This window comes from Streptomyces sp. NPDC059477 (assembly GCF_042749375.1).
Taxonomy (GTDB): Bacteria; Actinomycetota; Actinomycetes; order Streptomycetales; family Streptomycetaceae; genus Streptomyces.
Genome location: NZ_JBHYUG010000014.1, coordinates 93,923 through 119,276 on the forward strand (window position 1 = coordinate 93,923; position 25,354 = coordinate 119,276).

Sequence of the window (25,354 nt, forward strand, 5' to 3'; positions counted from 1 at the left end):
GTGTCCGCCGCGGCGGGCTCGATCGCCTCGGGTCTCCCGGTCGTCCCGGGGTCGCCTCGGATCGTGTCCGCCGCGGACTCGCGCCGACCGCCGTCGTGGCGATCGCCGTGGATCCAGACTGCCGCCGCCGGGCCGGGCCCGCTGAGCCCTGTGGACGCCGTCCTCGCCTGTGGATAACTCCGCCACTCGAAGGTGGGGTTCCGCGACGGTGGGGGCCTCGGGGGTGGGGGGCTGGAGGGGCTCGGAAGGGCCGGAGGCTGAGGGGGCTAGGGACTGAAGGGGCTAGGGACTGAAGGGGGGCTCGGGACCGAAGGTTCGCAGGGGGCGAAGGGCCGGGGGCTGAGGGGATGCAGAGGCCCAAGGGCCGGGGGCTGACGGTTTGCAGGGGCCCAAAGGCCGGGGACTGAAGGTTCGCAGGACCCAAAGGCCAGGGACCGAAGGTTCGCAGGACCCAAAAGCCAGGGACCGAGGGCAGGCGGGGGCCCAAGGACCCGGACCGGCGACCGGGGCTTATCCGGCGCCCACCCCCACCACCCTCCCGTACTGCTCCCTGACCTCCCGGTACCGGAGCAGTTCCGCCGCCACCGGGTCCAGTACGCGGGCCCGTCCGCACCCCGCCGCGGCGTCCCGCAGCCGACGCTCGGCCTCCAGCCCGTACCGTCTGGCCGGGCCGCGGGCCGCCAGTCGGCAGCTCCACTCGACGAGCGGGCCGCCGACGATCCCGGTGACCATCAGCAGCACCGGTACGCCCAGGTTCGGGGCCATGAAGCCGGCGATCTGGCCCACCAGCCACAGCCCGCCGACGATCTGAAGGATCGTCATGGCGGCCTGGGCGAGTACGGCGACCGGCCACCAGCCCGGGCGCGGGGGACGTCCCGGTGGCAGCCCCGCGCGCGTGGCCAGGTCGTCCAGGGCCTCCGGCAGTCCCTGCGCGCCGCGTACCGCCGCCTCGCGCACCGCCTGCGCCCAGGGCGTGGCCAGCCCGGCCGACGCGCGGTCGGCGACCGTCCGTACGGCCTGCTCGACGCGCTGGCGCGCGGTGGCCTCCTCGTCCGCCTGCGGGCGCAGCGGGTGGCGGCCGGTGGAGGAATCGCCCCGGTCGTGGTACCAGCGCCACAGCCGCAGCCAGGGCGTGCCGCACGCGCGGTTGGCGTTGCGCAGCCAGGCGCGCTCGGCGGCCTCCCCGGCGGCGGTGGCGCCCACCGCGTCGGCGAGCCGCGCGGAGAACTCGTCGCGTGCCTCCTCGCTGAGCCCGGCGCGCCGCCCGGTGGCGTAGACGGGCCGCAGCCGGTGCGCGGCGGCGTCCATGTCGGCGGAGATCCGGCGGGCGGCGGCGCCCCGCTCGGCCACGAACTGGCCCAGCGCCTCGCGCAGCTCGCCCAGGCCGTCACCGGTGAGCGCGGACAGGGCGAGGACGTTGGCGCCGGGTTCGCCGTACTCACCGAGGGCGATCCCGTCCTCGTCCAGGAGCCGCCGCAGATCGTCCAGGACCTGCTCGGTGGCCTCGCCGGGCAGCCGGTCGATCTGGTTGAGGACGATGAACATGACCTCGGCGTGACCGGCCATCGGCCGCAGATAGCGTTCGTGCAGCACGGCGTCGGCGTATTTCTCCGGGTCGACGACCCAGACCACGGCGTCGACCAGGGCGAGCACCCGGTCCGCCTGCTCGCGGTGCTCCACGGCGGCGGAGTCCACGTCGGGCAGGTCGATCAGGACCAGCCCGCGCAGCTGCGCCTCGGCCTCCGGGCTGTGCAGGGGGCGGCGGCGCAGCCGGCCCGGGATGCCGAGCCGGTCGATGAGGGTCGCGGCGCCGTCGCTCCAGCTGCACGCGACGGGCGAGGACGTGGTGGGCCGCCGTACGCCGGTCTCGGAGATGGTGACCCCGGCGAGCGCGTTGAACAGCTGCGACTTCCCGCTGCCGGTGGCGCCCGCGAGGGCCACGACCGTGTGCTGTCCGGAGAGCCTGCGGCGGGTGGCGGCCTCGTCCAGCACCCGGCCCGCCTCGGCGAGCGTGCGGCTGTCGAGGCGGGTCCGGGAGAGCCCGATCAGTTCGCGCAGCGCGTCCAGGCGCGAGCGCAGCGGGCCGTCGAACGCCAGTGGCGTCACCGGCAGCGCACTGCCGACGCGGGTCTCGGCGGCCACCGGGGCGGGGGGCTGGTCCTCGTCCTCGTTCACCCGGCGGGCGATGAGTCCGTCGTCCCATGCGGGGCCTTCGGGCTCCGGGTGCGCCCTGCCGCCGGGACGGCGCGACTCGCCCGGGGACGCCTTGGCCGCCGTACGGGAGCCGCGCTCCTGGGGAGGGGCTTCGGCGCGCGGAGGGTCGGTGAGACGGGTGTCCTCGGTCCGGAAGCCCTCCGCGAGGGAGGCTTCCTTCCCGAAGCCCTCCGCCAGGGAAGCCTCCAACCGGAAGCCCTCCGCCGAAGAGCCCTCCACCCGGAAACCCTCCGCCAAGGAAGCGTCCGCCCGAAAGCCCTCCGCGCGGGCGCTCCCCGTACGACGGGGCGGGTCGGCCGGTACGCGCGCGGGGCGGGGGTTCACGGCTCGGTCGTGCCGGGCCCCGGAGGGGTGTTCCGACGGGGCGGTGCGGGTGCCGGGCTCGGGGTGCTCGGCGTTCCCGGCGTCCTTGGGGGGTGGGTTTTCGTAAACGGCGCCCTTAAGGGGCGGGTTCTCGTAAACGGCATCCTTGAGGGGCGGGTTTTTGTAGACGATCTCCTTGGGAGGCGCGCCCTCCAGGGACGCGCTCACGTCCGTGGCCTCATCGGAAGCACTCTTGCCGGGCTCTTCGGCCCGGTCGGCACTGTCGGCCCGGTCGGCGTGTCGCCGTCGTCCGGGGTGCTCCCGGTGCTCCACGTGGTCCACCTGCTCCGCCTGGTCCCGGTCAGCCTGACCCATGTAGTCCATCTGGTCCATCTGGTCCGCGTGTTTCCCTTGTCCGGCGTGGTCCGTCTGTTCGTGGTCAGTGACGGCGGTCACCGGTCACCTCTCCTTCTGAAGTACGGACAGCGCGGCGATCAGTTCGGCCTGGGGTTCGGGGTGGACGTTGAGCGCGTCGAGGGGGGCGAGGCGGCGCTCGCGTTCGATGTGCAGCACCCGGTCGGCGTACTCGCCGAGGAGCCGTCCGCCGCGGTCGCGCAGCCGCAGCGCGCCGTGGGCGCCGAGGCGCTCGGCGAGGCCCTCCCCGGCGGTGCGGCCCCGGCGTCCGCCGAGCAGGGCGGTGGCGACCAGGGCGGCGATCAGCTCGGGGTCGGGGGCGACGCCGCGGTCGAGGGCGCGTACCTCGTCCTCGGCGTATTCCTCCAGCTCACGGCGCCAGCGGCGGGCCGAGACGCCGATGCGGTGCTCGGCGGTCTCGGGCGGGAGGTCGCGCTCGGTGAGCCCGGGGGCGCCGGCGGCGGGCTCGCGGCGCCATGCCTCGTCGATGCGCTCGTCGGCGGCGGTGATGGCGCAGGTCAGCAGCTCGCCGAGGCTCTCCACGAGCGCGTCGAGGAGTTCGGCCGGGGTGCAGTCCAGGGGGAAGGCGCGCCAGCGTTTGAGGGCGTCGCCCGCGAGGACCGCGCCGGACTGGAGCCGGCCGCGTACGCGCGCGTGCTCGCTGTCGTAGGCGTTGTCGACGGCGGAGGTCAGGCGCAGGGCCGCCGCGTACTGGGCGGCGGCGGCACCGGCCAGCTCGGGCATCCGGGACTTGAGGGAGTCCAGGACGCCGTGGGCGGTGCGGGTCACGGTGTGGCGGCGGGCGCCGGGGTCCTGGGCCTGCTGGACGAGCCAGGTGCGCAGGGAGGCGACGGCGCTGGCGGGCAGCAGGCCGCCGCCCCAGGCCGACTCGGGCAGCTCGGGCACGGTGAAGCGGGGCACCTCGCCGAGGCCGGCCTTGGTGAGCAGGGCGCCGTACTGCCGGGAGACCTCGGAGACCACCTGGTGGGGGACCCGGTCCAGGACGGTGACCAGGCTGGCGCGGTACTCCTTGGCGGTGCGCAGCAGATGCCAGGGGACGGCGTCGGCGTAGCGGGCGGCGGTCGTGACCATCACCCAGATGTCGGCGGCGCAGATCAGCTCGGCGGCCAGGACGCGGTTGTCGGCGACGAGGGAGTCGACGTCGGGCGCGTCCAGCAGGGCGAGGCCGGGCGGGAGGGTTTCGGCGGTCTCGATGCGCAGGACGCGCGCGGGGTTCTCGCCGGGGAACAGGAGGTCGTCGCCGGGTTCCTGATGGGGCACCCAGACCCGGGTGAGCTGGGGCAGTACCCGCATGCCGCTGAACCAGTGATGATCCTCCGGATGGCAGACGAGAACCGGCGTCCGGGTGGTCGGCCGCAGCACGCCCGCCTCGCTGACCCGCCGCCCGACGAGGGAGTTCACGAGGGTCGATTTCCCGGCGCCGGTGGACCCCCCGATGACGGCCAGGAGCGGTGCTTCGGGCTCTCTGAGCCGGGGCACCAGATAGTCGTCGAGCTGGGCGAGCAGTTCATCGCGGTTGGCACGCGCGCGTGGGGCCCCCGCCAGCGGCAGCGGAAAGCGTGCGGCGGCGACACGGTCGCGCAGGGCGGAGAGTGCGTCGAGCAGCTGAGGCCGTACGTCCAAGGTCACCACATGCGAAGAATGCCCAATTTTAGGGGAATTCTGAAGCATATGCGCATGCCTGCGCGCCGACCGGACACAAGGGACGGAAGGGACGACCGGGGAGCAGTCACAGTCGAGGCATAACGAGTGCACAACACCCGGGGCGTAAGACGTCAAAAGCGATGCACGATTCGTACCTGCCTGCGATTATCAGGACCGCTTCACCGAACCTCCACATTGAGCCACGGAGGCGAAGCAACAGGGGCAGGGAACCCGGAGCTTTATCCTTGTCCCCGGCAACGTCACGGATCAGCCCGCACCCGGGCACCACGACAGAGGCCGCACCAGGCCCCCGTAGCTCAGTGGATAGAGCAGGCGCCTTCTAAGCGCTTGGCCGCAGGTTCGAGTCCTGCCGGGGGCGCAAACACGTCTTGGCCTGCGGAAACGTTGGTCCTTTTTCATTCTGGTCGGTTGCGCATCGCTTTCACACCAAGCGCTCGGGCCCCTTGCCACCTCACTCCACCAACAGAACCTCATCGGCACGCCCGGCCCGTGTCCCGGTCGAAACCGCCGTCGAAGGCGTCCGCACGGTCGCCGCGCGCATTCGGGTGGGGGCGGCCCGGACCGCCGACCACGACACCCTCGCCGACCGGCTCGCCGAAGCCCTTGGCCCCGAGGCTCAGCCCGAGGGCATCGACCCTGGCCCACACCCCGTCACTCGTCCTCGGAGTCCATGTCGACACCGGCGACGCCCAGCACCTCGCGCCCCGGGTCGCCTCCGCCGTCGGCGACAGCCTCAACCGCGCCTTGCCGGACGGCCCATCGACGTGCCCGCCATCACAGCGGCGACCGCATCCGCCGTCAGGGCGGAGATCCTCCGCCGCCTCAAGCCCCCGTTCACGCCGACCACCACAGCACCCGGGAGCCGCAGCGCGCGGATGTCCGACCGCGTCCACTGCTGGTGGCGCCGTGTCGCCCGGCTCCCTCTGGGTGGGCGAGGGACCGGTTGCCTGTTCCGGAATTCAGGGGGGATCGCCACGTGCTTTGCATGACCATGTCCTCATGAGAGAAGCCAGACGCAGATCCGTACTGACTTCGTTCGCCGGAGCCGCCCTCGGGGCCGGGCTGGTGGGCGGACAGGTGGTGGCCGCACCGCGCGCCACGGCCGCCACGACGGCCGGGTGTCCGACCGTGCCCGTCATCCCGCCCGCCGGCCGTTTCCCGTTCGTCTCGAACACGGACATCTACCGGCATCCCGACTACGCGGAGGGCACCCACTACGCGCGCCGCTACAAGCGCCAGGAGCGAACCGACGCCGACCTCACCGCGTCCTACCCTTTCACCCGCACCACCGTGCTGGCGCTGCACGGCGGCGGCATCGAGCCCGGGACCTCCGAGATCGCCCTCGGGATCGCCGGATACAACCCGGCGACGCTCGCCCCCGTGTCCGACAACCGGTCCGTGCACGACTACTGGATGTTCGAGGGGCTGCTCGGTACGCCCAGCGGCCCCAGCGATCCCAGCAACGGTGACATGCACATCACCTCCACCCACTGCGACGACCTGGTGGCGCTCTCCATGGCGGGCGGCAGCGCCAACGTGATCAGCGTGCACGGCTGCGCCGTGAGCCAGCTGAGCCCGCACATCCCCGATCCCGCGGCGAATTCGGTCCTGGTCGGCGGCCTCAACGGGGACTTCAAGGCACTTCTCACACAGGAGCTGGGGCTCGCCGGCTTCACCACGTACGAAGGCGACAACGTCCCCGCCCTGGCGGGAATCGATCCCGACAACCCGTGCAACCGCGGCCTGCTGCGCCAGGGCGCCCAGCTCGAACTCACCCTCGGACTGAGGCAGAGCATGTTCGGCACCTTCACCCGCACGGGTCGTCCCGGCAGCACCACCACGCAGTTCACCAACTTCGTCGTCGCTTGCCGCAAGGCCATCCACCAGATGGAGCAGCGCACGGACCAGGCGCACCACTGACCGCGAGGGTCCACCAGGCAGAGGCCCGGTGCCGTGACGGCGTACCGGGCTCCTGCGTGCCGGCTCTCGGGCGGACGCCGGAGCAGGCGCCCGCCCCTAGGCGATCGAGCAGGCGCCCACCCCACAGGTGCGGGGCGGGCGCGCCCAAGGTTGGGCCGCCGGGAGAACCCTGCGCACAGCGGAACGGCTCCCGGCCCATGGGCCAACGCCCAGCCTCGCGGCAGCGGGCCGCTGGGGAGTCCGATGGCCGCCGTCCGCCGCGCGTACCGGCCCGCCCAGCCCTGCCCGATCCGTCGCGAGGACGACAGGGCTCACCGCATCAACCGCCCGACGCCGAACCGGCTTCCGGAGGCTGTGCTGGTCAGTGGGCGGCCCGATAGAGCCCCGGGGCCAGATACACCGAGAAGCGGGGGTCGTCGCCGCCGCGGTAGGAGAGGAAGTTCTGGGTTCGGGATTCGGTGAGGGGGCGGTCGGCCAGGTCGTCCAGGAGTTTGGTGTAGGCGTCGGCGGCGGGGGAGTTCTCGGCGCGGAGGAAGGCGGACACCCGGGCGCGTACGGCGGCGTCGTGGTCGTGGACCGGGATCAGCGGGACGTAGATCGTCGCGCTCGGCAGGTCGTGGCGGGTGTCCAGGGTGAAGGTGGTGACCGGGGGCTTGCGGGCCCAGGCCGCCGTGCCGTGGGGGCCGTTGATCTGCTCCAGGGCGCGGGTGAACAGGCCGGGTATGTGATCGCGGGCCACCGCCGCCTTCGCGTCGATCTCGGCCGCGCTCACCCCGGAGTGCGCCAGATAGAGCTGGGCGCGGAAGTCCGGGCCGCCGGTCAGGTCCAGGGCGATGGCCACCGGCTCGTGCCCCGGGCCGAACTCGCCGAGATGGTCGGCCAGCGCCTGCCAGGGGGTGCCCAGACCGAGGGTGCGCAGGGCCTTCGCGGTGCGGTCGGCGGCCTGCTCCCGGCCTGCCACCGCCGGGTTGAGGAACACCTTGAACTCGGGTGCGGCACCGGGCCGCAGGGCCACCGCGTGGGCGAAGCTGAAGTAGCCCTGGGGGTCGTCGTCCCAGAACAGGTCCTCGACGGCCAGCAGCCGGTCGACGCTGACCCCCGGCCGCCCCGCCAGCCGTCGGGTCACGTCCATCGCGTCCCGCATCCGGGACAGCGCGGTGCCCTCGCCGGGCGGTTCGATGGAGAGCCGCACCCCGGCCCGCACCCCGGCCCGGTCACCGGCCCACACGACGGACGGTTCGAAGGGCGAGCCGTCGATCGCCACCCAGCAGGCCCGCTCGGGCGGCACCCCGACCGGCCGGCCGCCCCAGGGCTCGGTCAGCTCCCGGAGGAGGGCGAGTGTCGACTCCTCGCTCTCCCCGGTCAGACCCAGGCTCCGCCAGGTCCGCCAGACCCGGTCGGCCGCGACCTCCGCGTACGTCTGGGTGGGGCGATACCGGGGGGTGTCGAAGCGCATCGGGCTGCCGATCATCTCCGCGGTGACACCCGTGTCCGGGCGGTATGCGGTGCGGTCGATGCCTGAGGCGTCCATCGGGATCTCCTTCGAACTGTCATGCGCACAGGGGCCGTTACGGCGGGCGATCGTCTCACCGACCGTCCGGCCGTCGCCGTGCTTTGCCGAAGGTTGGAGAGCCGTCCCGGTGCGCTAGTGCGTCTTCCGGCCAATGTCAGGTGTGCCGTGCGGGGCAACCGATACGGCCGTGACGTGCTCCGGACAGCCCTGAGACGCTTCGTGGCAACACACAGAGGCCCGTACGGGCATCGGAAGGAAACGCTCCGGGGCGTACACCAGGGGTGTTGCACAGGGTGTTCACCAAGTGACGCTATGTGCGGGAGAAGAGCCGAAAATATGACCATGCCATTGGTGCGCCTGCCATCCTTTGACTCGCTTCGCCGCACGTCCAGGAACCGCCTGCGCCACCGCCCCTCCGGTGTCCGTCCGCATGCCCTCGACCGGGAATCACCACCGCGCTGATCCCGGCCGTGTGAACAGGAGTGCTGAGGAGTTCCGTGCACACGTCTGCCCCACGCCCCGAGGCACGCCGTCCCGACCGTCGCCCCCACGGCGACCCCGCGCTCCGCCTCGCCCCCTCCCCCGCCCCCGAACCCGGCGTGAGCCTGCCGCAGGCGTTCGCCCGGCAGGTCCGGCGCACCCCCGACGCGCCCGCCCTGATCAGCGGACCTCTGACCCTGACCTACCGTCAGCTCGACGCCCGGTCCGCCGCCCACGCCCGGCGGCTGAGGAGCGAGGGCGTCGGCCCGGAGACCGTCGTCGGCGTACTGCTCGACCGCTCCGCCGAACTGGTCGTCGCCCTGCTCGCCATCGCCCGCAGCGGCGGCTGCTCCCTGCCGCTGGACCCCCGCCAGCCGGCCGCGCGGCTCACGTCCCTGCTGGAACGGACCGGCGCCGCGCTGCTGCTGACCAAGGCGGGGCAGGTGGGACAGGCGGGGCAGGCGGGGCCTCCGGCCGGGCCGCGCACCCTCTCCGTTCCCCCGGTCGACCCGGACGCCCTCCCCGCCGCTCCGGACGCCCTCACCGCCACCCCGGACGCCCTCCTCACCACCCCGCCCGACACCACCGCGCCGCCCGAGACCCCCTCCGACGAGCCCCAAGTCGACGTCGATCCGCGACAGTTGGCGTACGTGATGTTCACCTCCGGTTCCACCGGCACCCCCAAGGGCGTCGCCGTCACCCATCAGAACGTGGTGGGGCTGGCCGGTGACCGGGCCTGGTCGCGCGGCGGCGCCCACGCCCGCGTCCTGCTCCACTCCCCGCACTCCTTCGACGCCTCGACCTACGAGCTGTGGGTGCCGTTGCTCACCGGCGGCGCGGTCGTCGTGGCACCGCCCGGGGAACTGGACGCCCGTACGGTCGCCGAGGCCGTCGTGCGGCACGGGATCACCGCGCTGTGGGTGACCGCCGGGCTGTTCGCCGTCCTCGCGGAGGAGGACCCCGCCTGCTTCACCGGGCTGCGCGAGGTGTGGACCGGCGGCGACGAGGTCCCGGCCGCCGCCGTGCGCCGGGTGCTGACCGCCTGCCCGGACACCGCCGTGGTCAACGGCTACGGCCCCACCGAGACCACCACCTTCGCCACCTGCCACCGGGTCACCGACCCCGACACGCTCGGCACCGTCGTACCGATCGGCGCCGCCATGGACGGGATGCGCACCGAGGTGCTCGACGCGCTGCTGCGTCCGGTCGCGCCGGGCGAGGTGGGTGAGCTGTACATCGGCGGCTCCGGTCTGGCCCGCGGTTACTGGGGGCGGCCCGCCCACACCGCCGAGCGTTTCGTCGCCGACCCGCACGGCGTCCCCGGCGCCCGGCTCTTCCGCACCGGCGACCTGGTGCGCCGCGCCCCGCACGGGCGGCTGGAGTTCATCGGCCGCGGCGACGACCAGGTGAAGATCCGCGGCTTCCGGGTCGAGCCCGGCGAGGTGACCGCCGTGCTCGGCACCCACCCCGGCGTCGCGCGGGCCGCCGTGCTGGCCCGTCCCGACCGCACCGGACAGCCACGGCTCGTCGCCTACGTCGTCCCCACCGACCGGCAGCCCTCCACGCCCGGCCCGGCCGGCGACGAATCCATCGACCAGTGGCGGCACCTCTACGACACCCTCTACCAGGACACCGCGAGCGCCCCCTTCGGCGAGGACTTCTCCGGCTGGAACAGCAGCTACGACGGCCGCCCCATCCCGGCGGAGCAGATGCGCGAGTGGCGGGACGCCACCGTGACCCGGATCCGCGAACTGCGCCCGCGCCGGGTGCTGGAGATCGGCGTCGGCACCGGGCTGCTGCTCTCCCGGCTGGCCCCGGACTGCGAGACGTACTGGGGCACCGATCTGTCGCCGCAGGTCGTGGCCGCCCTGGGCACCCATGTGCGGCGCGACCCCGCGCTCGCCGGGCGGGTCGAACTGCGCGCCCTGCCCGCCGACCGGACCGGCGAACTGCCCCGCGGCCTCTTCGACACCGTCGTCCTCAACTCCGTCACCCAGTACTTCCCCGACGGCGACTACCTCGCCGGCGTCCTCACCACCGCCCTGGACCTGCTCACCCCCGGCGGTACGGTCTTCATCGGCGACGTACGTCAACTGCGGCTGCTGCGCGCCTTCCACACGGACGTGCAACTGCGCCGACCCGGGGGCCCGGACGAGCGCGCGGCCCTGCGGGCGGCCGTCGAACAGAGTCTGGTCCGCGAGAAGGAACTCCTCGTCGACCCCGACTTCTTCACCGAACTCGCCGCCACCCTGCCCGACATCGCGGGCAGCGAGATACGGGTCAAGCGGGGGCGGTACGTCAATGAACTGACCCGGTACCGCTATGACGTGGTGCTGCGCAAGGCCGCCGCCGACCTGGACCCGCATTCGGTTGCGGTGGCTTCCGGCGTACGGGACATCGCCTTCGGCCGCGATATCGGCGGCCCGGGTGAACTCGGCGAACTGGCCGGCCGGTTGATCGCGTCCGGGGTGACGGAGCTGAGGGTGACCGGGGTTCCGGACGCCCGGATGGCGCCGGTGCATCGGGCGGTACGGGCGCTGGGCGCGCCGGAGACACCGGAAACTCCGGACGCGCCGGAGGCGCGGGGGGACGACGGGGGTGACCCCTTGGAGGTCCCGGAGGTCCGGGAGGCCCCTGAGGCCGTGGGCACCCTCAAGGCCCTGGAGATCCCGAAGGCCCAGGAGGGCTCAGGGGACCCTGAGAACCGCGAGAACTCCGAGAACTCCGAGAACCTGGATGTCCCGGACGATCCGGACGTCGATCCGGACACGGACCTGGAGGAGTTCCACCGCATCGCCGAAGGACTGGGGCTGCGCGCCTCCGCCCGCTGGTCGCCCACCGCCCCCCACACCCTCGACCTCACCCTCACCGCCCGGCCCCCGGGTACCCCCGCGCCCGGCACCTCCAGGCCGTCCGGTGTGCCACTGGCGTCGCTGGTCAACGCCCCGGCGCGGGCCCGTGACACGGGCGCGCTGCTGGCCTCGGTCCGTGCCTTTCTGGGCGACCGTCTGCCGGAGTACCTCTTACCGGCCGCCACGGTCGTCCTGGACAGCCTCCCGCTGACCGCCAACGGAAAGGTCGACCGGCGGCGGCTGCCCGAACCCGGCGTGGGCGCCGCCCCGGACGGACGGGCCCCGCGCGATCCACTGGAGCGGCTGCTGTGCGAATTGTTCGGGACGATCCTCGGTGTCGGCGACGTCACCATCGACGACAGTTTCTTCGCGCTGGGCGGCCACTCGCTGTCCGCCACCCGGCTCAGCACCCGGCTGCGGGCCACCCTCGGTGTGGAACTGCCGGTGCGCAGCGTCTTCGAGACACCGACGGTCGCCCAGCTCGCCGACGCGGTACGGCTCGCCTCGGCCGGGCGGCGACCGGCGCTCACCCCCCACCCGCGGCCCGAGCGGATACCCCTCTCCCCCGCTCAGCACCGGCTCTGGTTCCTGGCCCAGCTGGACGACACGGGAGCCGCGTACCACGTACCACTGGTCCTCGACCTCGACGGCCCGCTGGACCGCGTCGCCCTGGAGCGGGCCCTGGCCGATGTCATGGCCCGGCACGAGAGCCTGCGCACGGTGTTTCCGCAGGTCGACGGGGTGCCGTACCAGTGGGTGCGGGACGTCTCGGCGGCGCGGCTGGACCTCGGCGAACCTCAGCCCGTCGGGGACGCGCCCGCCTGGGCCGCACCCGCCCCTGACTTACTCACCCAGGACTCGCTCACCCCAGACACTCCCACCCCGGCCCCGCCCGCCCAGGACAGCACCCTCGCCCAAGACCCCCTCACCGAAGCCATCGCCGCCATCGTCCGCCCGTCCTTCGATCTCGCCCGGGATCTCCCCGTACGCGCTCGGCTGCTCCGTACCGGGCCGGAGCGCCATGTGCTGGTGCTGGTGGTCCATCACATCGCCTGTGACGGGTGGTCCCTGGCGCCGCTGTGGCGTGACCTCGCCGCCGCGTACGCCGCCCGTCGTGCGGGCCGCGCGGCGGACACCGAGCCGTTGCCGGTCCAGTACGCCGATTACACGCTCTGGCAGCGGCGGGTGCTCGGCGACGAGAGCGACCCGGACAGCCCGGCGGCTCGCCAACTCGCCTACTGGAAGGCGGCGTTGAGCGGCCTGCCCGCGCGGATACCGCTGCCCGCCGACCGCCCTTCGGCACCCGCGGACGCCACCCCGGCCCAGGACCGAGCCCAGGCCGCCGCCCCCGGCGCCGCCCTGCACTTCACCCTCGACGCCGACCTCCACCGCCGGACAACCCGGCTCGCCGAAGAGCTGGGCGCCAGTGTCTTCATGGTGCTGCACACCGCGCTGGCCGCGCTGCTGAGCAAGCTGGGCGCGGGGCAGGACATCGTGATCGGCACCCCGGTCGCCGGGCGCACCGACACCGCGATGGACGACCTCGTGGGGTTCTTCGTCAACACCCTGGTGCTGCGCACCGACACCTCCGGCAACCCGTCCTTCCGCGAACTGCTGGCCCGGGTCCGCGAGGGCGACCTCGCCGCCTACGCGCACCAGGATCTGCCCTTCGAGCGGCTGGTCGACGCCGTGGCGCCCGCCCGGCGCGCAGGCCACCACCCGCTGTTCCAGGTGCTCCTCGCGCTCCAGAACGCGCCGGGCGAACCCCCGCGGCTCCCCGGGCTGGCCGTGGCCCGGCGGTCCGCCGACACCGGGGCGTCCCGGCTCGACCTCGGTCTCAGTCTGGAGGAGCACCACGGCCCGGGCCTGCGGCCCGAGGGGATGGCGGGCGTCGCCGAGTACCGTACGGACCTGTTCGACCGGGCCGGCGTCGAGCGGCTGGTGAGCCGCTTCACCCGGCTGCTCGACCAGGCCACCGCCGACCCCGGCCGCCGCCTCGGCTCCCTGGACGTGGTGCTGCCCGCGGAACGCACCCGGCTGCTCGACCGCAGCGGACGCCCCGGCGAGGACGTACCCCGCCGCACCCTGCCCGATCTCTTCCACGCCCAGGTCCGCCGGACCCCGCGCGCCGTCGCCCTGCGTCACGACGACGGCGCGGGACGGGTCCGTACGGTCGACTACCGCACCCTGGACCGGCGTTCCACCCGGCTGGCCCGTGAGCTGATCGCGCACGGCGTCGGGCCCGAGCGCCTGGTGGGCATCGCCCTGCCCCGTACCGTGGAATCCGTCGTGGCCGCCCTCGCCGTCCTCAAGGCCGGGGGCGCGTACGTCCCGCTGGACCCCGGCTATCCCCCCGCCCGGCTGACCCTGCTGGCCGAGGACGCCCGGCCCGCGCTGCTGCTCACCGACACCGCCACCGCACCCGTCCTGCCCGAGGGACCGCGGGTGCCCAGGATCGTCCTGGACGCCCCGGCGACCTGGCGGGCCGTCGCCGCGCGCTCCTCCCACCCGGTCACCGACACCGACCGGAGCGCCCCGCTGACCCTGGGGCATCCGGCGTATCTCGTCTACACCTCCGGCTCCACCGGCCGCCCCAAGGGTGTGGTGGTCACCCACTCCGGCATCGCCGGGGTGGCCGAGGCCCAGCGGCGCCGGTTCGGGGTGACGGCGGACAGCCGGGTCCTCCAGTTCGCCCCGCACGGGTTCGACGGGGCGGTGTGGGAGGTGTGGGGCGCGCTGCTGACCGGCGCGACCCTGGTCATGGCGCCCGCCGAGGCCACCGCCCCCGGCCCCGCGCTCACCGCGCTGGTGGCCCGGCACCGGGTCAGTCACGCCACCCTGCCCCCGGCCGCGCTCGGCGTCCTGGAGCCCGCCCGGCTGCCGTCCCTCACCTCGATGATCGTCTCCGGTGAGGCGTCCTCCGCGGAGACGGTCCGCCGCTGGTCCACCGGGCGCCGCCTGCTCAACGGCTACGGCCCCACCGAGACCACCGTCTGCGCCACCCTCAGCGACGCCCTGTCCGACCCCGTCGCCCCGCCGCTGGGCCGGGCCACCGTCAACGCCCGCGTCTATGTCCTCGACCCCGATCTGTGCCTGGTCCCGCCGGGTGTGGTGGGCGAACTCCATGTCGCCGGTGCCGGGGTGGCCCGCGGATATCTGCGCCGCCACGCGCTGACCGCGGACCGGTTCGTCGCCGACCCGTTCGGCGCGCCCGGCAGCCGTATGTACCGCACCGGCGATCTGGCGCGCTGGACCCCGGAGGGCGACCTGGAGTTCATGGGCCGCCGCGACGACCAGCTCAAGATCCGGGGGTTCCGGGTCGAGCCCGGCGAGACCGAGGCCGCCCTGCTGGCCCTGCCCGGGGTGGCACAGGCCGCCGTCGTACCGCGCCCCGACCGGCACGGCGCCACCCTGCTCGCCGGATACGCCGTCCTCGCCCCGGAGGCACCCGAAGCACCCGAAGCACCCGGCACGCCCCACACGCTCGACCCACCCGACGCGCCCGACGCGCCCGGCACGCCCGGCACGCCCCACACCGACCTACCCCGCGCCGACGGGCACGCCCTGCGCGCCCGGCTGGCCGCCACCCTGCCCGACCATCTGGTCCCGGCGGTGGTCGTGGTGCTGGACGCGCTGCCGGTCACCCCGACCGGCAAGATCGACCGGGCCGCGCTCCCCGCCCCCGAGTTCACCCCGCTGGCCACCGGCCGCGCACCGCGCACCGCGGACGAGCGGCTGCTGTGCGCGCTGTTCGCCGAGATCCTCGACGTCCCGCACGTCACCCTCGACGACAGCTTCTTCGCCCTCGGCGGGCACTCGCTCCTCGTCCCCCGGCTGATCAGCGCATTGGGGCAGCGCATGGGCCGTACGGTCGCCGTCCGCACCCTCTTCGAGCACCAGTCACCGGCGGCCCTGCTCACCGCGCTCGACGCCCCGGCACCTCCCCCCGGCGGCTCCACCGACCCGGACCCGGACCTGCTGGCGGCGGACGCCCGCCTGGACCCCACGGTCACCGTCACCGCGCGCCCCCGGCGGCCGGCCGCGACCGGCGAGCACCTGCTGCTGACCGGCGCGACCGGCTTCCTCGGCACCCAGCTGCTGCGCGAACTCCTCGACCGCACCGACGCCGACATCCACTGCCTGGTACGGGCCACCGACGAGCCGGACGCGCTCACCCGCATCCTCGATGCCCTCGCCGCACAGGGCACACCGCCCGACCCCGCCGCGCGGCGCCGGATCGTCCCCGTCCCCGGCGATCTGACCCGGCCGCTGCTCGGGCTGACACCGGAACGGTTCGACGCGCTCGCCGGGTGCGTCACCGCCGTCTACCACAACGGGGCCCGGGTGAGCGCGGTGGAACCGTACGCGCTGCTGCGCCCGGCGAACGTGAGCGGGACCACGGAGGTGCTGCGGCTGGCGGCGCGGGCCGGTGGGGTGCCCGTGCACCACATCTCCACGGCCGCCGTCGCCGTCGCCCGCGACGAGTACGCGGACGAGGGCGGCGACGGGCCGACGCGGGCCGTCCCCGAGGCACGTCGGCTGACGGCGGATCAGGTGATGCCGGGCGGCTACCCGGCCAGCAAGTGGGTCGCCGAGGAACTGGTGTGGGCGGCCGGTGAGCGGGGGGTCCCGGTCACCGTGTACCGCTGCGGCCGGATCGGCGGCGACAGCCGTACCGGGATCGGCTCCGACCGGGATGTGTTCTGGCATCTGGTACGGGCCATGCTGCTGATCGGCGCGGCCCCGCGCCCGGAGCCGGGTCCGGCGGGCGGGCCGGTCGTCGATCTGGTGCCCGTCGACCGGGTCGCCGCGGCCGTCGTGACCCTCTCCCGCCGCCCCGGCACCACCGGTCTGACCCACCAGCTGAGCTGCCCCGATCCCATCCCCGTCGCGACCGTGCTAGACGGGCTCCGCGCGCTGGGCCACCCGCTGGCCGAGCTGGACGCCGGCACCTGGGCGCACACCGTGCACGAACACGGCCGCGCGGGCACCGCCGACCTGGACGCGGCGACGCTGCTCACCGGCACCCTGCCCGCGCTCGCCCGGCTCGGACGGCTCCGCTTCGACCGTGCCAACACCCTCAGGGGGCTCGCGGGTTCGGGGGTCGACCTGCCCGGGCCGGACGCGGCACTGCTCCGGGCGTACCTCGACCGCTTCACGGAGTCGGGCTTCTTCCCGCCACCGCCACCGCCGTCCCGGCCCACCCCGCTCTGACCCCGGCCCCGATTCCCATTCCGGTTCCGGTTCCGCCCCTGCCGCCGACCCCGCCTCTCTCCCCACGGAAGGACGACCTGTGAGTGTGAGCAACCCCTGGGAAGACGCCGACGCCGTCTTCCTGGTCCTGGTCAACGACGAGGACCAGCACAGTCTGTGGCCCGCCTTCACCCCCGTACCGGCGGGCTGGCGGACCGCCCACGGACCGGCCGCCCGCACCGAGTGCCTGGCCTATGTGGACGAGCACTGGACCGATCTGCGGCCCAAGAGCCTCGCCGTCCGCCCCGACCGACTCCCGGAGGCACGCACCGCATGAACGAGCAGGCCGTCCCCCAGCACCCGGCCGCCGCGGCCACCCCGCCCGCCTACCCCTTCACCGAGGCCGTCGCCCTCGACGTCGACCCCCGCTTCGAGCGGCTCCGGGCCGAGGAACCCGTCGCCCGGGTCTCCTGCCCGTACGGCGAGGACGCCTGGCTGGTCACCAAGCACGCGGACATGAAGACCATCCTCGGCGACCCCCGCTTCAGCCGGGCCCTGGCCGCCGAGCACGACGAGTCACGGCTGACCCCGCTGCCCATCAACACCAGCATCCTGGGCATGGACGGGAGCGACCACGCCCGGCTGCGGCGGCTGCTGGCCAAGGTGTTCACCACCCGCCGGGTGGAGGAGCTGCGTCCGCGCGTCGAGCGGGAGGCCACCGCGCTGCTGGACGCGCTGGCGGCGGCGGGCGCCCCCGGCGATCTGATGGAGGGCTTCGCCGTCCCGTTCGCGGGCACCGTCATCTGTGATCTGCTCGGTGTGCCCTACGAGGACCGGGAGCGGTTCCGGGGCTGGCTCGACGCGTTCTCCGCGACGACCGTGATGTCCGAGGACGAGATCGAGGAGGACACCCGGCGGCTGTACGACTACATCGGCAAACTGATGGTCCGCCGCCGTGAGGCACCGCGCGACGATCTGATCAGCGCCATGGTCAAGGCCAGCGACGAGGAGGACCGGCTCTCCGAGCAGGAACTGATCGAACTGGCCAGTGTGCTGCTGATCGCCGGGCACGAGACGGTCTCCTCCCAGCTCATCGACTCGATCCATGTGCTGCTGACCCACCCCGCCGAACTGGCCCGGCTCCGGGAGCAGCCCGAGCCGCTGGTGCCGGGCGCGGTCGAGGAACTCCTGCGGTACGTCCCGCTCATCTCCCATGTCACCTTCGCCCGCTACGCCCGGGAGGACGTGGAACTGAGCGGCACCCTGGTGCGCGCCGGGGAGTCCGTGCTCCCCGCGATCCCCTCCGCCAACCGGGACGAGTCCGTCTTCGAGCACCCCGAGCGCTTCGACCCGACCCGGGACCCCAACCCCCATCTGGGCTTCGGCTACGGCATCCACCGCTGCCTGGGCGCCCCGCTGGCCCGGCTGGAGATGCAGGTGGCGATCGAGACGCTGCTGACCCGCTTCCCGGACCTCGCGCACGCGGTGCCGGTGGAGAGCCTGGAGTGGAAGGACGGCATGCAGGTACGCAGTCTGCTGCGGCTGCCGGTGACCTGGTGACGTAGCCCCGCCCCCTTCGACGCCCCACCGACGCCCCTCCGACGCCCCGCAGGGGCAACAGGCCCTCGGCCCCGCCTACCCCTCCAGGCGGGGCCGAGACCCGTGTCAGGCCAGTCGCCAGCCGGGGTCGGCGGGGCTGCTCTCCTCGGTGGCCGCCGGATCGAAGGCGGCGACCGGCCCGAGCACGCCGTCGACGGCGGCCACCACCTCGTCGTCCAGTTCCGCGTCGGCCGCCTTGGCGTTGCCGGTGAGCTGCTCCGGCCGGGACGCGCCGAGCACGGCGGCGGACACGTTCGGATGCCGCAGCACCCAGGCCAGGGCGAGCTGGGCCACGGTCAGTCCGAGGTCGGCCGCGATCGGCCGCAACCGCTGCACCCGGCCCAGCACCTCTTCGGTGAGCCAGCCGGCCAGCACCTCGGAGCCGTCGTTCACGGCACCGGCCCGGGATCCCTCGGGCCAGCCCCGCCCCGGCGCGTACTTGCCGGTGAGCACCCCCTGGGCCAGCGGTGACCAGACGATCTGCCCGATGCCCAGTTCCTCGCAGACCGGCATCACCTCGGCCTCGGGGACCCGCCACAGCGCCGAGTACTGCGGCTGGTTGGAGATCAGCGGGATACGCAGCTCACGGGCGAGGGCATGGCCGCGCCGCAGTTGCCCGGCGGTCCACTCGGAGACCCCGATGTAGTGCGCCTTGCCCGCGTGGACCACATCGGCGAACGCCTCCATGGTCTCCTCCAGCGGCGTGGAGACATCGAACCGGTGAGCCTGGTAGATGTCGACGTACTCCATGCCGAGCCGCCGCAGCGAGCCGTCCAGGGACTCACGGACATGCTTGCGGGACAGTCCGCTGTCGTTGCGCCCCGGGCCGGTGGGCGCGAACACCTTGGTGAGGATCTCCAGCCCTTCCCTGCGCTCGCCCTTGAGCGCCCGCCCCAGTGACTCCTCCGCCGCGCCGTCCGCGTAGACATCGGCGGTGTCGAACGTCGTGATCCCGGCGTCGAGCGCCGCCCTCACACAGGCCGCGCCCGTGTCCGCGCTGTTCGTGTCAGTCCGTGTCAGCCAGTTGCCATAGGCGAGTCGACTCACGACCAGCCCGCTGTTCCCCACATGACGGAACTTCATATGCTCACGCTAGCAAGGCAGTTGACCTTGCCGGTCGGTCTTCGGCCATCCGCGCATCACCGGCTGGGACCGGTGCCGGTCCATGTCCCCCAGGGGGTGCGGCGATGGCACTACAGCCCCAGTGCCCGGAGGGTTTCGGCTTCTTCGGACGGGGCGTTGAGCTGCTGGCTGAGGGCGAGGCTGGCCGTGAGGTGGGCGCGGGCCTGGGTGAGTCGTCCGGTGGCGTGCTCGGCTTCGCCCAGGGCCCGCAGGACCTGGCATTCCTCCAGGACCGCGTGGATCGTGCGGGCGATGGTGAGTGCGGTGGCGTGGTGCGGCAGGGCCTGTTCGCTGCGGCCGGTGGCGTGCAGGGCGCGCCCGAGTCCGTTGCGGGCGATCGCCTCGCTGCGGCGGTCGCCGATGGTACGCAGCACGGGCAGGGTCTGGTCGTACAGTTCGAGAGCTTCCTGCGGCCGGCCATGGGCGCGCAGGGTGTCCGCCAGGTTCATCTGGAGGATGGCGTACTGGCCCGTGCTGCCCAGGTTCCGCGCGATCTCGATCGACTTCCGGTAGGCGCCGATGGCGTTGTCCAGGCTGCCCGCCTCTTTGTACAGCTCGGCGAGGTTGTTGAGCGCGATGAACTGGCCTCGCCGGTCGCCCACGTCACGGAAGCGGGCCAGGCCGTTGAGGAAGTACTTGAGGGCGTCCTTGTGCCGTTCGAGACGGAGACTGAGCATGCCCAGCAGATTGAAGCTCCGGCCCTGCTGGAGCCGGTCGGGCTTGCGCAGCCGGATGCTCAGGGCGCGCTGCTGCTGGTGCAGTGCCTCGGTGTGCCGCGCGGTGTGCCAGTAGGAGATGGACAGCTGGTGGAGGGCTTCGGCTTCGAGGTCCTCGTCGTGCAGTTCGGTGGCCAGCTCCAGGGCCGTCCGCGCACTGCGGATCGCCTCGTCGTAGCTGCCCGCGTTGGCGCAGATGCCGCTGAGGTCGATCAGGGCCCGGCCGTGGGACCGCTGGTCACCGGTGTTCTGCCAGTGGACGACCGTCGCTCGCAGGAGCGGGGCCGCCGTACCGAGGTATCCCTCGCTGCCCAGGAACCCGGCCATCGTGTGGGCGAACAGGGCACGCCGGTGGGGTGAGCCGTGCGCACGGGTGTACTCCAGGGCGGCCAGCAGGTTCGGCCCCTCGCTGGTGAACCAGTGGTGCGGGTCGGGGACATGCCGTGCCGGTGTGCGGGGCGGATCGGGCAGGGTGATGCGAAGGCGGTGCGGGTAGGCGGCCCGGTCGGCCCGGTCGGCGCTGTACAGATAGTGGTCGAGCAGCCGCTGGAGGGCGAGCCGGTTGTCGGCCTCGTCATCACGCCGGGCCAGGCTGGAGGCGTATTCGCGCAGGAGGTCGTGGAGCCGGTAGCGGTGCGGAGCGGGCTCCGAGATCAGATTGACGGCGAGGAAGTCCTCCAGGACGCGCTCGGTCTCCTCGATGGGGAGGCCGGTGAGCGCGGCGGTGGCCTCGGGTCCGAACTCGGTGCCGATGTGCAGGCCGATGCGACGGAAGATCTTCTGCTGTACGGGGGTGAGCGTGCGGTAGGAGACGTCGAAGGCCTGGGCCATCGCGTAGTGGCTGTCCCGGAGTTCGGGCAGCCGTCCGCTCGCCTGGCCGAAGCGGGCCACGAGGTCGGAGATGCTCCAGGAAGGGCGGGCGAGGAGGCGTCTGGTGGTGATGGCCAGCGCGAGGGGGAGATCTCCGCACAGCCGGGCCAGTGTGGCCGCCTCCGCCGCGCTGGGGGCCTGTTTGCCACCGAGCATGCGCTGGAGGAGCGCGACGGAATCCGCGCGGGTCAGCGCGCCCAGCGCGACATGGTGGACCCCGGGGAGACCGGTCAGCTGCTGCCGGCTGGTGACGATGATCGCCGCGGCGCAGTCCCCGGGCAGCAAGGGGGTGATCTGCGCGGCGTCGGCGGCATCGTCGAGGACGGCCAGGAAACGGCGGCTGCGGGCTGTGGTGCGCCACAGCGCGACCAGTTCGGGGAGGTCCTGGGGCAGCGCGGCCGACGGCGGGCCGAGCAGGCGCAGGAGTTGCTGGAGCGCCTCGGCGGAGGTCAGCGGCGGCTGGAAGGGGGCATGGCCGCGCAGGTCGATGAAGACCCTTCCGTCGGGGAAGTGGTCGCGCAGCCGATGTGCGGCGTGCACGGCCAGGGCGGTCTTCCCGGAGCCGGGCATACCGGTGACGGCGGCTGCGGTGACGGGGCGGGTGTTTGTCCTCGGAGCTGTGCCTGTCCCGGGACCCTTGCTAGTCGCCGGATCTGTGCTCCTCCACGGACCTGTGCTTGTCCCAGGGCCTGTGCTTGCCCACGGACCTGTGCTTGCCCCAGGTCCTGTGCTTGTCCACGGACCTGCGCTTGTCCCAGGACCTGTGCTTGCCCACGGACCTGTGCCCGTCCCCGGCGGACCTGTGCTCGTCCCCGCACTCTGCCCATCCGGGCCCGGCCCTGTGCTCGTCCCTAAACCCAGCCCCGTACCCGTACCCAGCCCCGTACCCGTACCCGTACCCGGCCCCGCGCCCAGCCCGCCCGGCGGCCCGGCGCCCGGCTCTCCCCCGCTGGTCAACGCGTCGATCAGCTGGTCCACTTCGGCCTGTCGGCCCACCCAGGGCACATCGGGCGGCAGGGTGTCGGGGGCGGGGAGCAGGGTGCTGCCGTGGGAGGCGCCGGTGCGGGGCAGCAGCGCCGGGACCGGGGTGCGGGCCAGCACGCCGCGGTGGATGTGCGCGAACTCGTCGCCCGGATCGGTGCCCGACTCCCGCAGCAGGTGGAGCCGGGTGCGGTGCAGCAGGCGGGTGGCGGCCTCGGTCCGGCCGCTTCCGTGCAGCGCGAGGGCGAGTCGGCCGATGAGGGTCTCGTCGGCCAGGTGCCGCTCGGCGAGGGGCTGAAGGCCCATGACGGCTTCGGCGTAGCGCCCCTGGGTCAGTGCGATGTCGGCGCGCAGCAGCGCGGTCGCCAGATTCTTCTCGTCGACGAGACCGCGCAGATACGCGGCCCAGGAGCCGGGCAGTCCGGACAGCGGCTCCCCGCCCCATAATCGGGCCGCTTCCTGCCAGGCCTGTGACGCCTCGCGGTCACTGCCGCTGTCGGCCAGCCAGCGGCCCTGATCGAGGAGGGTGAGATAGCGGCGCAGGTCCACGGTGTCGGGGTCCACCTGGAGCCGGTAGGTGTGGGTGCGGCTGATCACCGCGGGGGCGTGCGGCCCGGCGAGGGTGGACAGCGCTTTGCGGATACGGGAGATGTGCGGATACAGGGCTTCGCGCGGTTTGGCCGGGGGATGCTCGTCCCAGACCCGATGGACCAGCGTGTCCATGCTCACCGTGCGGCCGGCGTCCCAGGCCAGGGCGGCAAGGGTGAGCGCTTCCTTGGGTGTTCCGGACGGGATGTGTTCTTCCCCGGCCCGTAACTCGACGGTGCCCAGCAGTTGAATGTGAAGGTCCACCAGTGACCTCTTCGCCGGTACGGTACTGCCCCATGTGAGAATGGCACAGCATGACTGTCATGGCCATGATGTGGCGGTATGAGGTCCGAAATCGTACCCGTCAGAAACAGTGGAGCTGAGCCTCATTCGCCGGGAAAACAAGGGTCTGCGCAGTGGCCATCCATGAATTTCGCTGGGTGTGCACCGGACCGGCCTGATGGGTAGGTCAGGTCAGGGGTGATGTCGCGTGGAGGAAACAGAGTTCGCGGCGGAACTGTTATCGGCCATGATTGACAACGGGCCGCTGCACAGTTCCTCAGCCGGACAGGCCTTGCTTTCCTTTCTGGGGGCCCAGGCCGATTCCCAGGGGACACTTCTCTCTCAATGGCGAGAGGCCGCCCGTTCCGACAATCCCCTTTCCTCACTCATCGCACTGTCGGATTCACTGGCCCGGTACGCGGCCTCCGACCCCATGGGGCGAGCGGGCCTGGAGACCTGGCTCCAGCGGCACCGGCCACAGCCACGACGGCGGCCGGGGGCGACGCACAACAGCGTCGGCGGATCCGCCCAGCTGCACGGCCCGACCGTCCAGGCCGGTGCCATTCACGGAGGCGTGCACTTCCACCACACCGATCAGGCCGCTTCCCGCCCCCCACATTCGGTGCCCAACCAACTGCGGCCCGTCCCCGCCCACTTCACCGACCGCCATGAGGAACTCACCGCGCTGCACGGCATCACCGGCTCCCGCCAGGAGAGCAGTGCACCGGCACTGGCCGTGATCTGCGGTCCGGGCGGAGTGGGAAAGACCACGCTGGCGCTGCGCTGGCTGCACGACGTGGCGGACCAGTACCCCGACGGCCAGTTGTACGCCGACCTCGCCTCCGGCGACTCCGCCGGGGAACCGGTGCCGGCCGGCGCGGTACTGCGGAGATTCCTGCGGGCGATGGGCATCCCCGGGGAGCGGCTGCCCGCCGAGACCGACGAGGCCGCCGGGCTGTTCCGCTCCACCACCGCCGGCCGGCGGATCGCGATCCTGATGGACAACGCGGTCTCCGCCGCCCAGGTGAGAGCCCTGCTGCCGTCCTCGCCGCTGAGCACGGTGGTGGTGACCAGCCGATGGCGGCTGGGGGGCCTGACCATGGACGGCGCGAGGTTCGTCCCGCTGACCCCCATGCACGGCAGAGCGGGCGGCGAACTGCTGAGACGGACCATCGGGGAACGCCGGTTCGCGGCGGAAACGGTCGCCGCGGCGCGCCTGGTCCGCCTGTGCGCGGGACTGCCCATCGCGTTGTCCATCGCGGGAGCACGCCTGGTGGTACGCCCCGAATGGCCCATCGCCCGCGTCGTACGGGAACTGTCGGACGAGCAGCGCAGACTGAGAGCGCTCTCGGTGGAGGAGGCAACCGTGGTGGGCGTGTTCGACTACTCCTATGAGGGGCTGGCGCCGGACACGGCCCGCGCCTACCGGCTGCTGGGCCTGCACCCGGGCCCGGACATCTCCCTCGAAGCAGCCGCCGCCGCGGTGCGGCTGCCCGCCGACGACACGGCCACGCTGCTGGAACGCCTCGTCGATGCCAGTGTCCTGGAGACCGGCGACGACGACCGGTACCGCTTCCACGACCTGATCCGTCTGCACGCCCGGCAACGCGCCGAAGCCGAGGACAGCGACAGCGACCGCGCCGACGTCATACGGCGCCTCCTGGAGCACTACCTCTCCTTCACCGCGACCGCCGACCGGACCGTGACGCCCCTGGACTGGCACCTGGGTCCGGCTGGTCCCGCCCCGGACCGGCCGCCCGCCTACGCCACGCGCCGCGAGGCGCTCGACGCGCTGGAGAGGGAGTTACCGAACCTGATGGCGGTGCTGCGGGCCGGCCATGAGCGGGGGTACGACCCCCTGGTGTGGCAGTTGGCCGAGGTCATGTGGTCACTGTTCCTGCTGCGCAAACACTTCGACGACTGGACGGAGGCGTACCGGCTCGGCATCGCTGCCACGACCCGCTGCGCCGATCCCGCCGCCCGGTCCCGTATGCACCATCACCTGGGGTTCGCCCTCCACAATCTGAGCAGGGCCGAGGAGGCTCTCCAGCAGGGCGTGGCCGCACGGGCCGCGGCGCGCGAGGCAGGGCACGAACAGGCGCAGGCGGAGGCGCTCGGGCTGATGGGGATGGCACACCGTTCGCTGGGCCACCTCGATGAGGCGATCGAGGCACAGCGGGCGTCGGTGGCACTGCACCACGGGTCGGGCCGGGTACGGCCGGAGGCCCTCGCGCGGCGCAGGCTCGGCCAGGCCTTGTGCGCGGCGGAGCGGTTCGAGGAGGCGATCGTTGAACTCACCCAGGGCCGCGACCTGGCCGCGTCACTGCCTGACAACCTTGTCAAGGCGATGACGACGGTCTGGCTGGCGGACGCGCTCACGCGGGACGGCCGCCCCGGCGAAGCCGTGGGGATGGCTCAGGACGCCTGGTCGGCCCTCACCGAATCCGGCTCCAGCCAGTACCGGGCTCAAGCGCTGATGGTCTGGGGTGAGGCCGAGGAAGAACTCGGGGACCTGGAGGGCGCCCGCGGCCCTGGGGGACGATCGCGGGCCGGGGCGGGGGGGGCCCGGGCGGGCCCCCCGCGGGCCCCCCGCGCCCCCCCGTCACTGCGGTGAAGCCGGC

At 73.3% G+C, this 25,354-nt stretch carries 11 protein-coding genes and 1 tRNA gene; 6 read left to right on the forward strand and 6 right to left on the reverse strand.

Annotation, left to right across the window (positions count from 1 at the left end; translation table 11 throughout):
* Nucleotides 1–510: 510 nt before the first annotated feature.
* Together ACFXAZ_RS10345 and ACFXAZ_RS10350 are read right to left on the reverse strand one after the other, a co-directional pair.
* A complete protein-coding gene (locus ACFXAZ_RS10345) occupies nucleotides 511–2,973 on the reverse strand; it encodes a GTPase (protein ID WP_384587359.1) in 2,463 nt (820 codons plus the stop codon).
* 3 nt (nucleotides 2,974–2,976) lie between these two features.
* On the reverse strand, nucleotides 2,977–4,584 hold the full coding sequence (locus ACFXAZ_RS10350) for a dynamin family protein (protein ID WP_382681981.1): 1,608 nt from the start codon (nucleotides 4,582–4,584) through the stop codon (nucleotides 2,977–2,979).
* Between the two features lie 318 nt (nucleotides 4,585–4,902).
* On the opposite strand from ACFXAZ_RS10350, the gene ACFXAZ_RS10355 reads away from it, so the two are divergent.
* A tRNA-Arg gene (locus ACFXAZ_RS10355) sits at nucleotides 4,903–4,975 on the forward strand.
* A 112-nt stretch (nucleotides 4,976–5,087) separates the two neighbouring features.
* On the opposite strand, the gene ACFXAZ_RS10360 is transcribed toward ACFXAZ_RS10355, so the two are convergent.
* Nucleotides 5,088–5,297: a hypothetical protein gene (locus ACFXAZ_RS10360; RefSeq protein ID WP_384587361.1), complete on the reverse strand. Its 210-nt coding sequence runs from the start codon at nucleotides 5,295–5,297 to the stop codon at nucleotides 5,088–5,090.
* Between the two features lie 319 nt (nucleotides 5,298–5,616).
* On the opposite strand from ACFXAZ_RS10360, the gene ACFXAZ_RS10365 reads away from it, so the two are divergent.
* Nucleotides 5,617–6,537 carry a poly-gamma-glutamate hydrolase family protein gene (locus ACFXAZ_RS10365; protein ID WP_384587363.1) on the forward strand — a complete coding sequence of 307 codons (921 nt, stop codon included), beginning with the start codon at nucleotides 5,617–5,619 and terminating at the stop codon, nucleotides 6,535–6,537.
* Nucleotides 6,538–6,898: 361 nt separating this feature from the next.
* Here ACFXAZ_RS10365 and ACFXAZ_RS10370 read toward each other — a convergent pair whose 3' ends face one another.
* The gene (locus ACFXAZ_RS10370; protein ID WP_384587365.1) at nucleotides 6,899–8,068 is read right to left on the reverse strand and encodes a tryptophan dimethylallyltransferase family protein; all 1,170 of its coding nucleotides are present in this window, start codon (nucleotides 8,066–8,068) and stop codon (nucleotides 6,899–6,901) included.
* A 479-nt stretch (nucleotides 8,069–8,547) separates the two neighbouring features.
* Between ACFXAZ_RS10370 and ACFXAZ_RS10375 the strand changes: the two genes are divergently transcribed.
* From ACFXAZ_RS10375 to ACFXAZ_RS10385, 3 genes are all read left to right on the forward strand, one after another.
* Nucleotides 8,548–16,596: an amino acid adenylation domain-containing protein gene (locus tag ACFXAZ_RS10375; protein ID WP_384587367.1), complete on the forward strand. Its 8,049-nt coding sequence runs from the start codon at nucleotides 8,548–8,550 to the stop codon at nucleotides 16,594–16,596.
* An 85-nt stretch (nucleotides 16,597–16,681) separates the two neighbouring features.
* Nucleotides 16,682–16,912: an MbtH family protein gene (locus tag ACFXAZ_RS10380; protein WP_384587419.1), complete on the forward strand. Its 231-nt coding sequence runs from the start codon at nucleotides 16,682–16,684 to the stop codon at nucleotides 16,910–16,912.
* Nucleotides 16,909–18,135: a cytochrome P450 gene (locus ACFXAZ_RS10385; protein WP_384587369.1), complete on the forward strand. Its 1,227-nt coding sequence runs from the start codon at nucleotides 16,909–16,911 to the stop codon at nucleotides 18,133–18,135. Before ACFXAZ_RS10380 ends, ACFXAZ_RS10385 begins: the two co-directional genes overlap by 4 nt.
* Before the next feature lie 105 nt (nucleotides 18,136–18,240).
* Here the strand turns inward: ACFXAZ_RS10385 and ACFXAZ_RS10390 are convergent, their stop codons facing one another.
* A complete protein-coding gene (locus tag ACFXAZ_RS10390) occupies nucleotides 18,241–19,257 on the reverse strand; it encodes an aldo/keto reductase family protein (RefSeq protein WP_384587371.1) in 1,017 nt (338 codons plus the stop codon).
* A gap of 110 nt (nucleotides 19,258–19,367) precedes the next feature.
* Complete coding sequence (locus ACFXAZ_RS10395) at nucleotides 19,368–22,715, reverse strand: tetratricopeptide repeat protein (protein WP_384587373.1); 3,348 nt, start codon at nucleotides 22,713–22,715, stop codon at nucleotides 19,368–19,370.
* A gap of 451 nt (nucleotides 22,716–23,166) precedes the next feature.
* On the opposite strand from ACFXAZ_RS10395, the gene ACFXAZ_RS10400 reads away from it, so the two are divergent.
* Nucleotides 23,167–25,347, forward strand: a complete 2,181-nt coding sequence (locus ACFXAZ_RS10400) for an ATP-binding protein (RefSeq protein WP_384587375.1) — start codon at nucleotides 23,167–23,169, stop codon at nucleotides 25,345–25,347.
* Nucleotides 25,348–25,354: the final 7 nt, after the last annotated feature.

Bases quoted from the DNA above. Each gene is read 5' to 3' on its own strand.
- ACFXAZ_RS10370 (WP_384587365.1), bottom strand. From the start codon at position 8,068: ATGGACGCCTCAGGCATCGACCGCACCGCATACCGCCCGGACACGGGT.
- ACFXAZ_RS10365 (WP_384587363.1), top strand. From the start codon at position 5,617: ATGAGAGAAGCCAGACGCAGATCCGTACTGACTTCGTTCGCCGGAGCC.
- ACFXAZ_RS10400 (WP_384587375.1), top strand. From the start codon at position 23,167: ATGGGGCGAGCGGGCCTGGAGACCTGGCTCCAGCGGCACCGGCCACAG.
- ACFXAZ_RS10385 (WP_384587369.1), top strand. From the start codon at position 16,909: ATGAACGAGCAGGCCGTCCCCCAGCACCCGGCCGCCGCGGCCACCCCG.
- ACFXAZ_RS10390 (WP_384587371.1), bottom strand. From the start codon at position 19,257: ATGAAGTTCCGTCATGTGGGGAACAGCGGGCTGGTCGTGAGTCGACTC.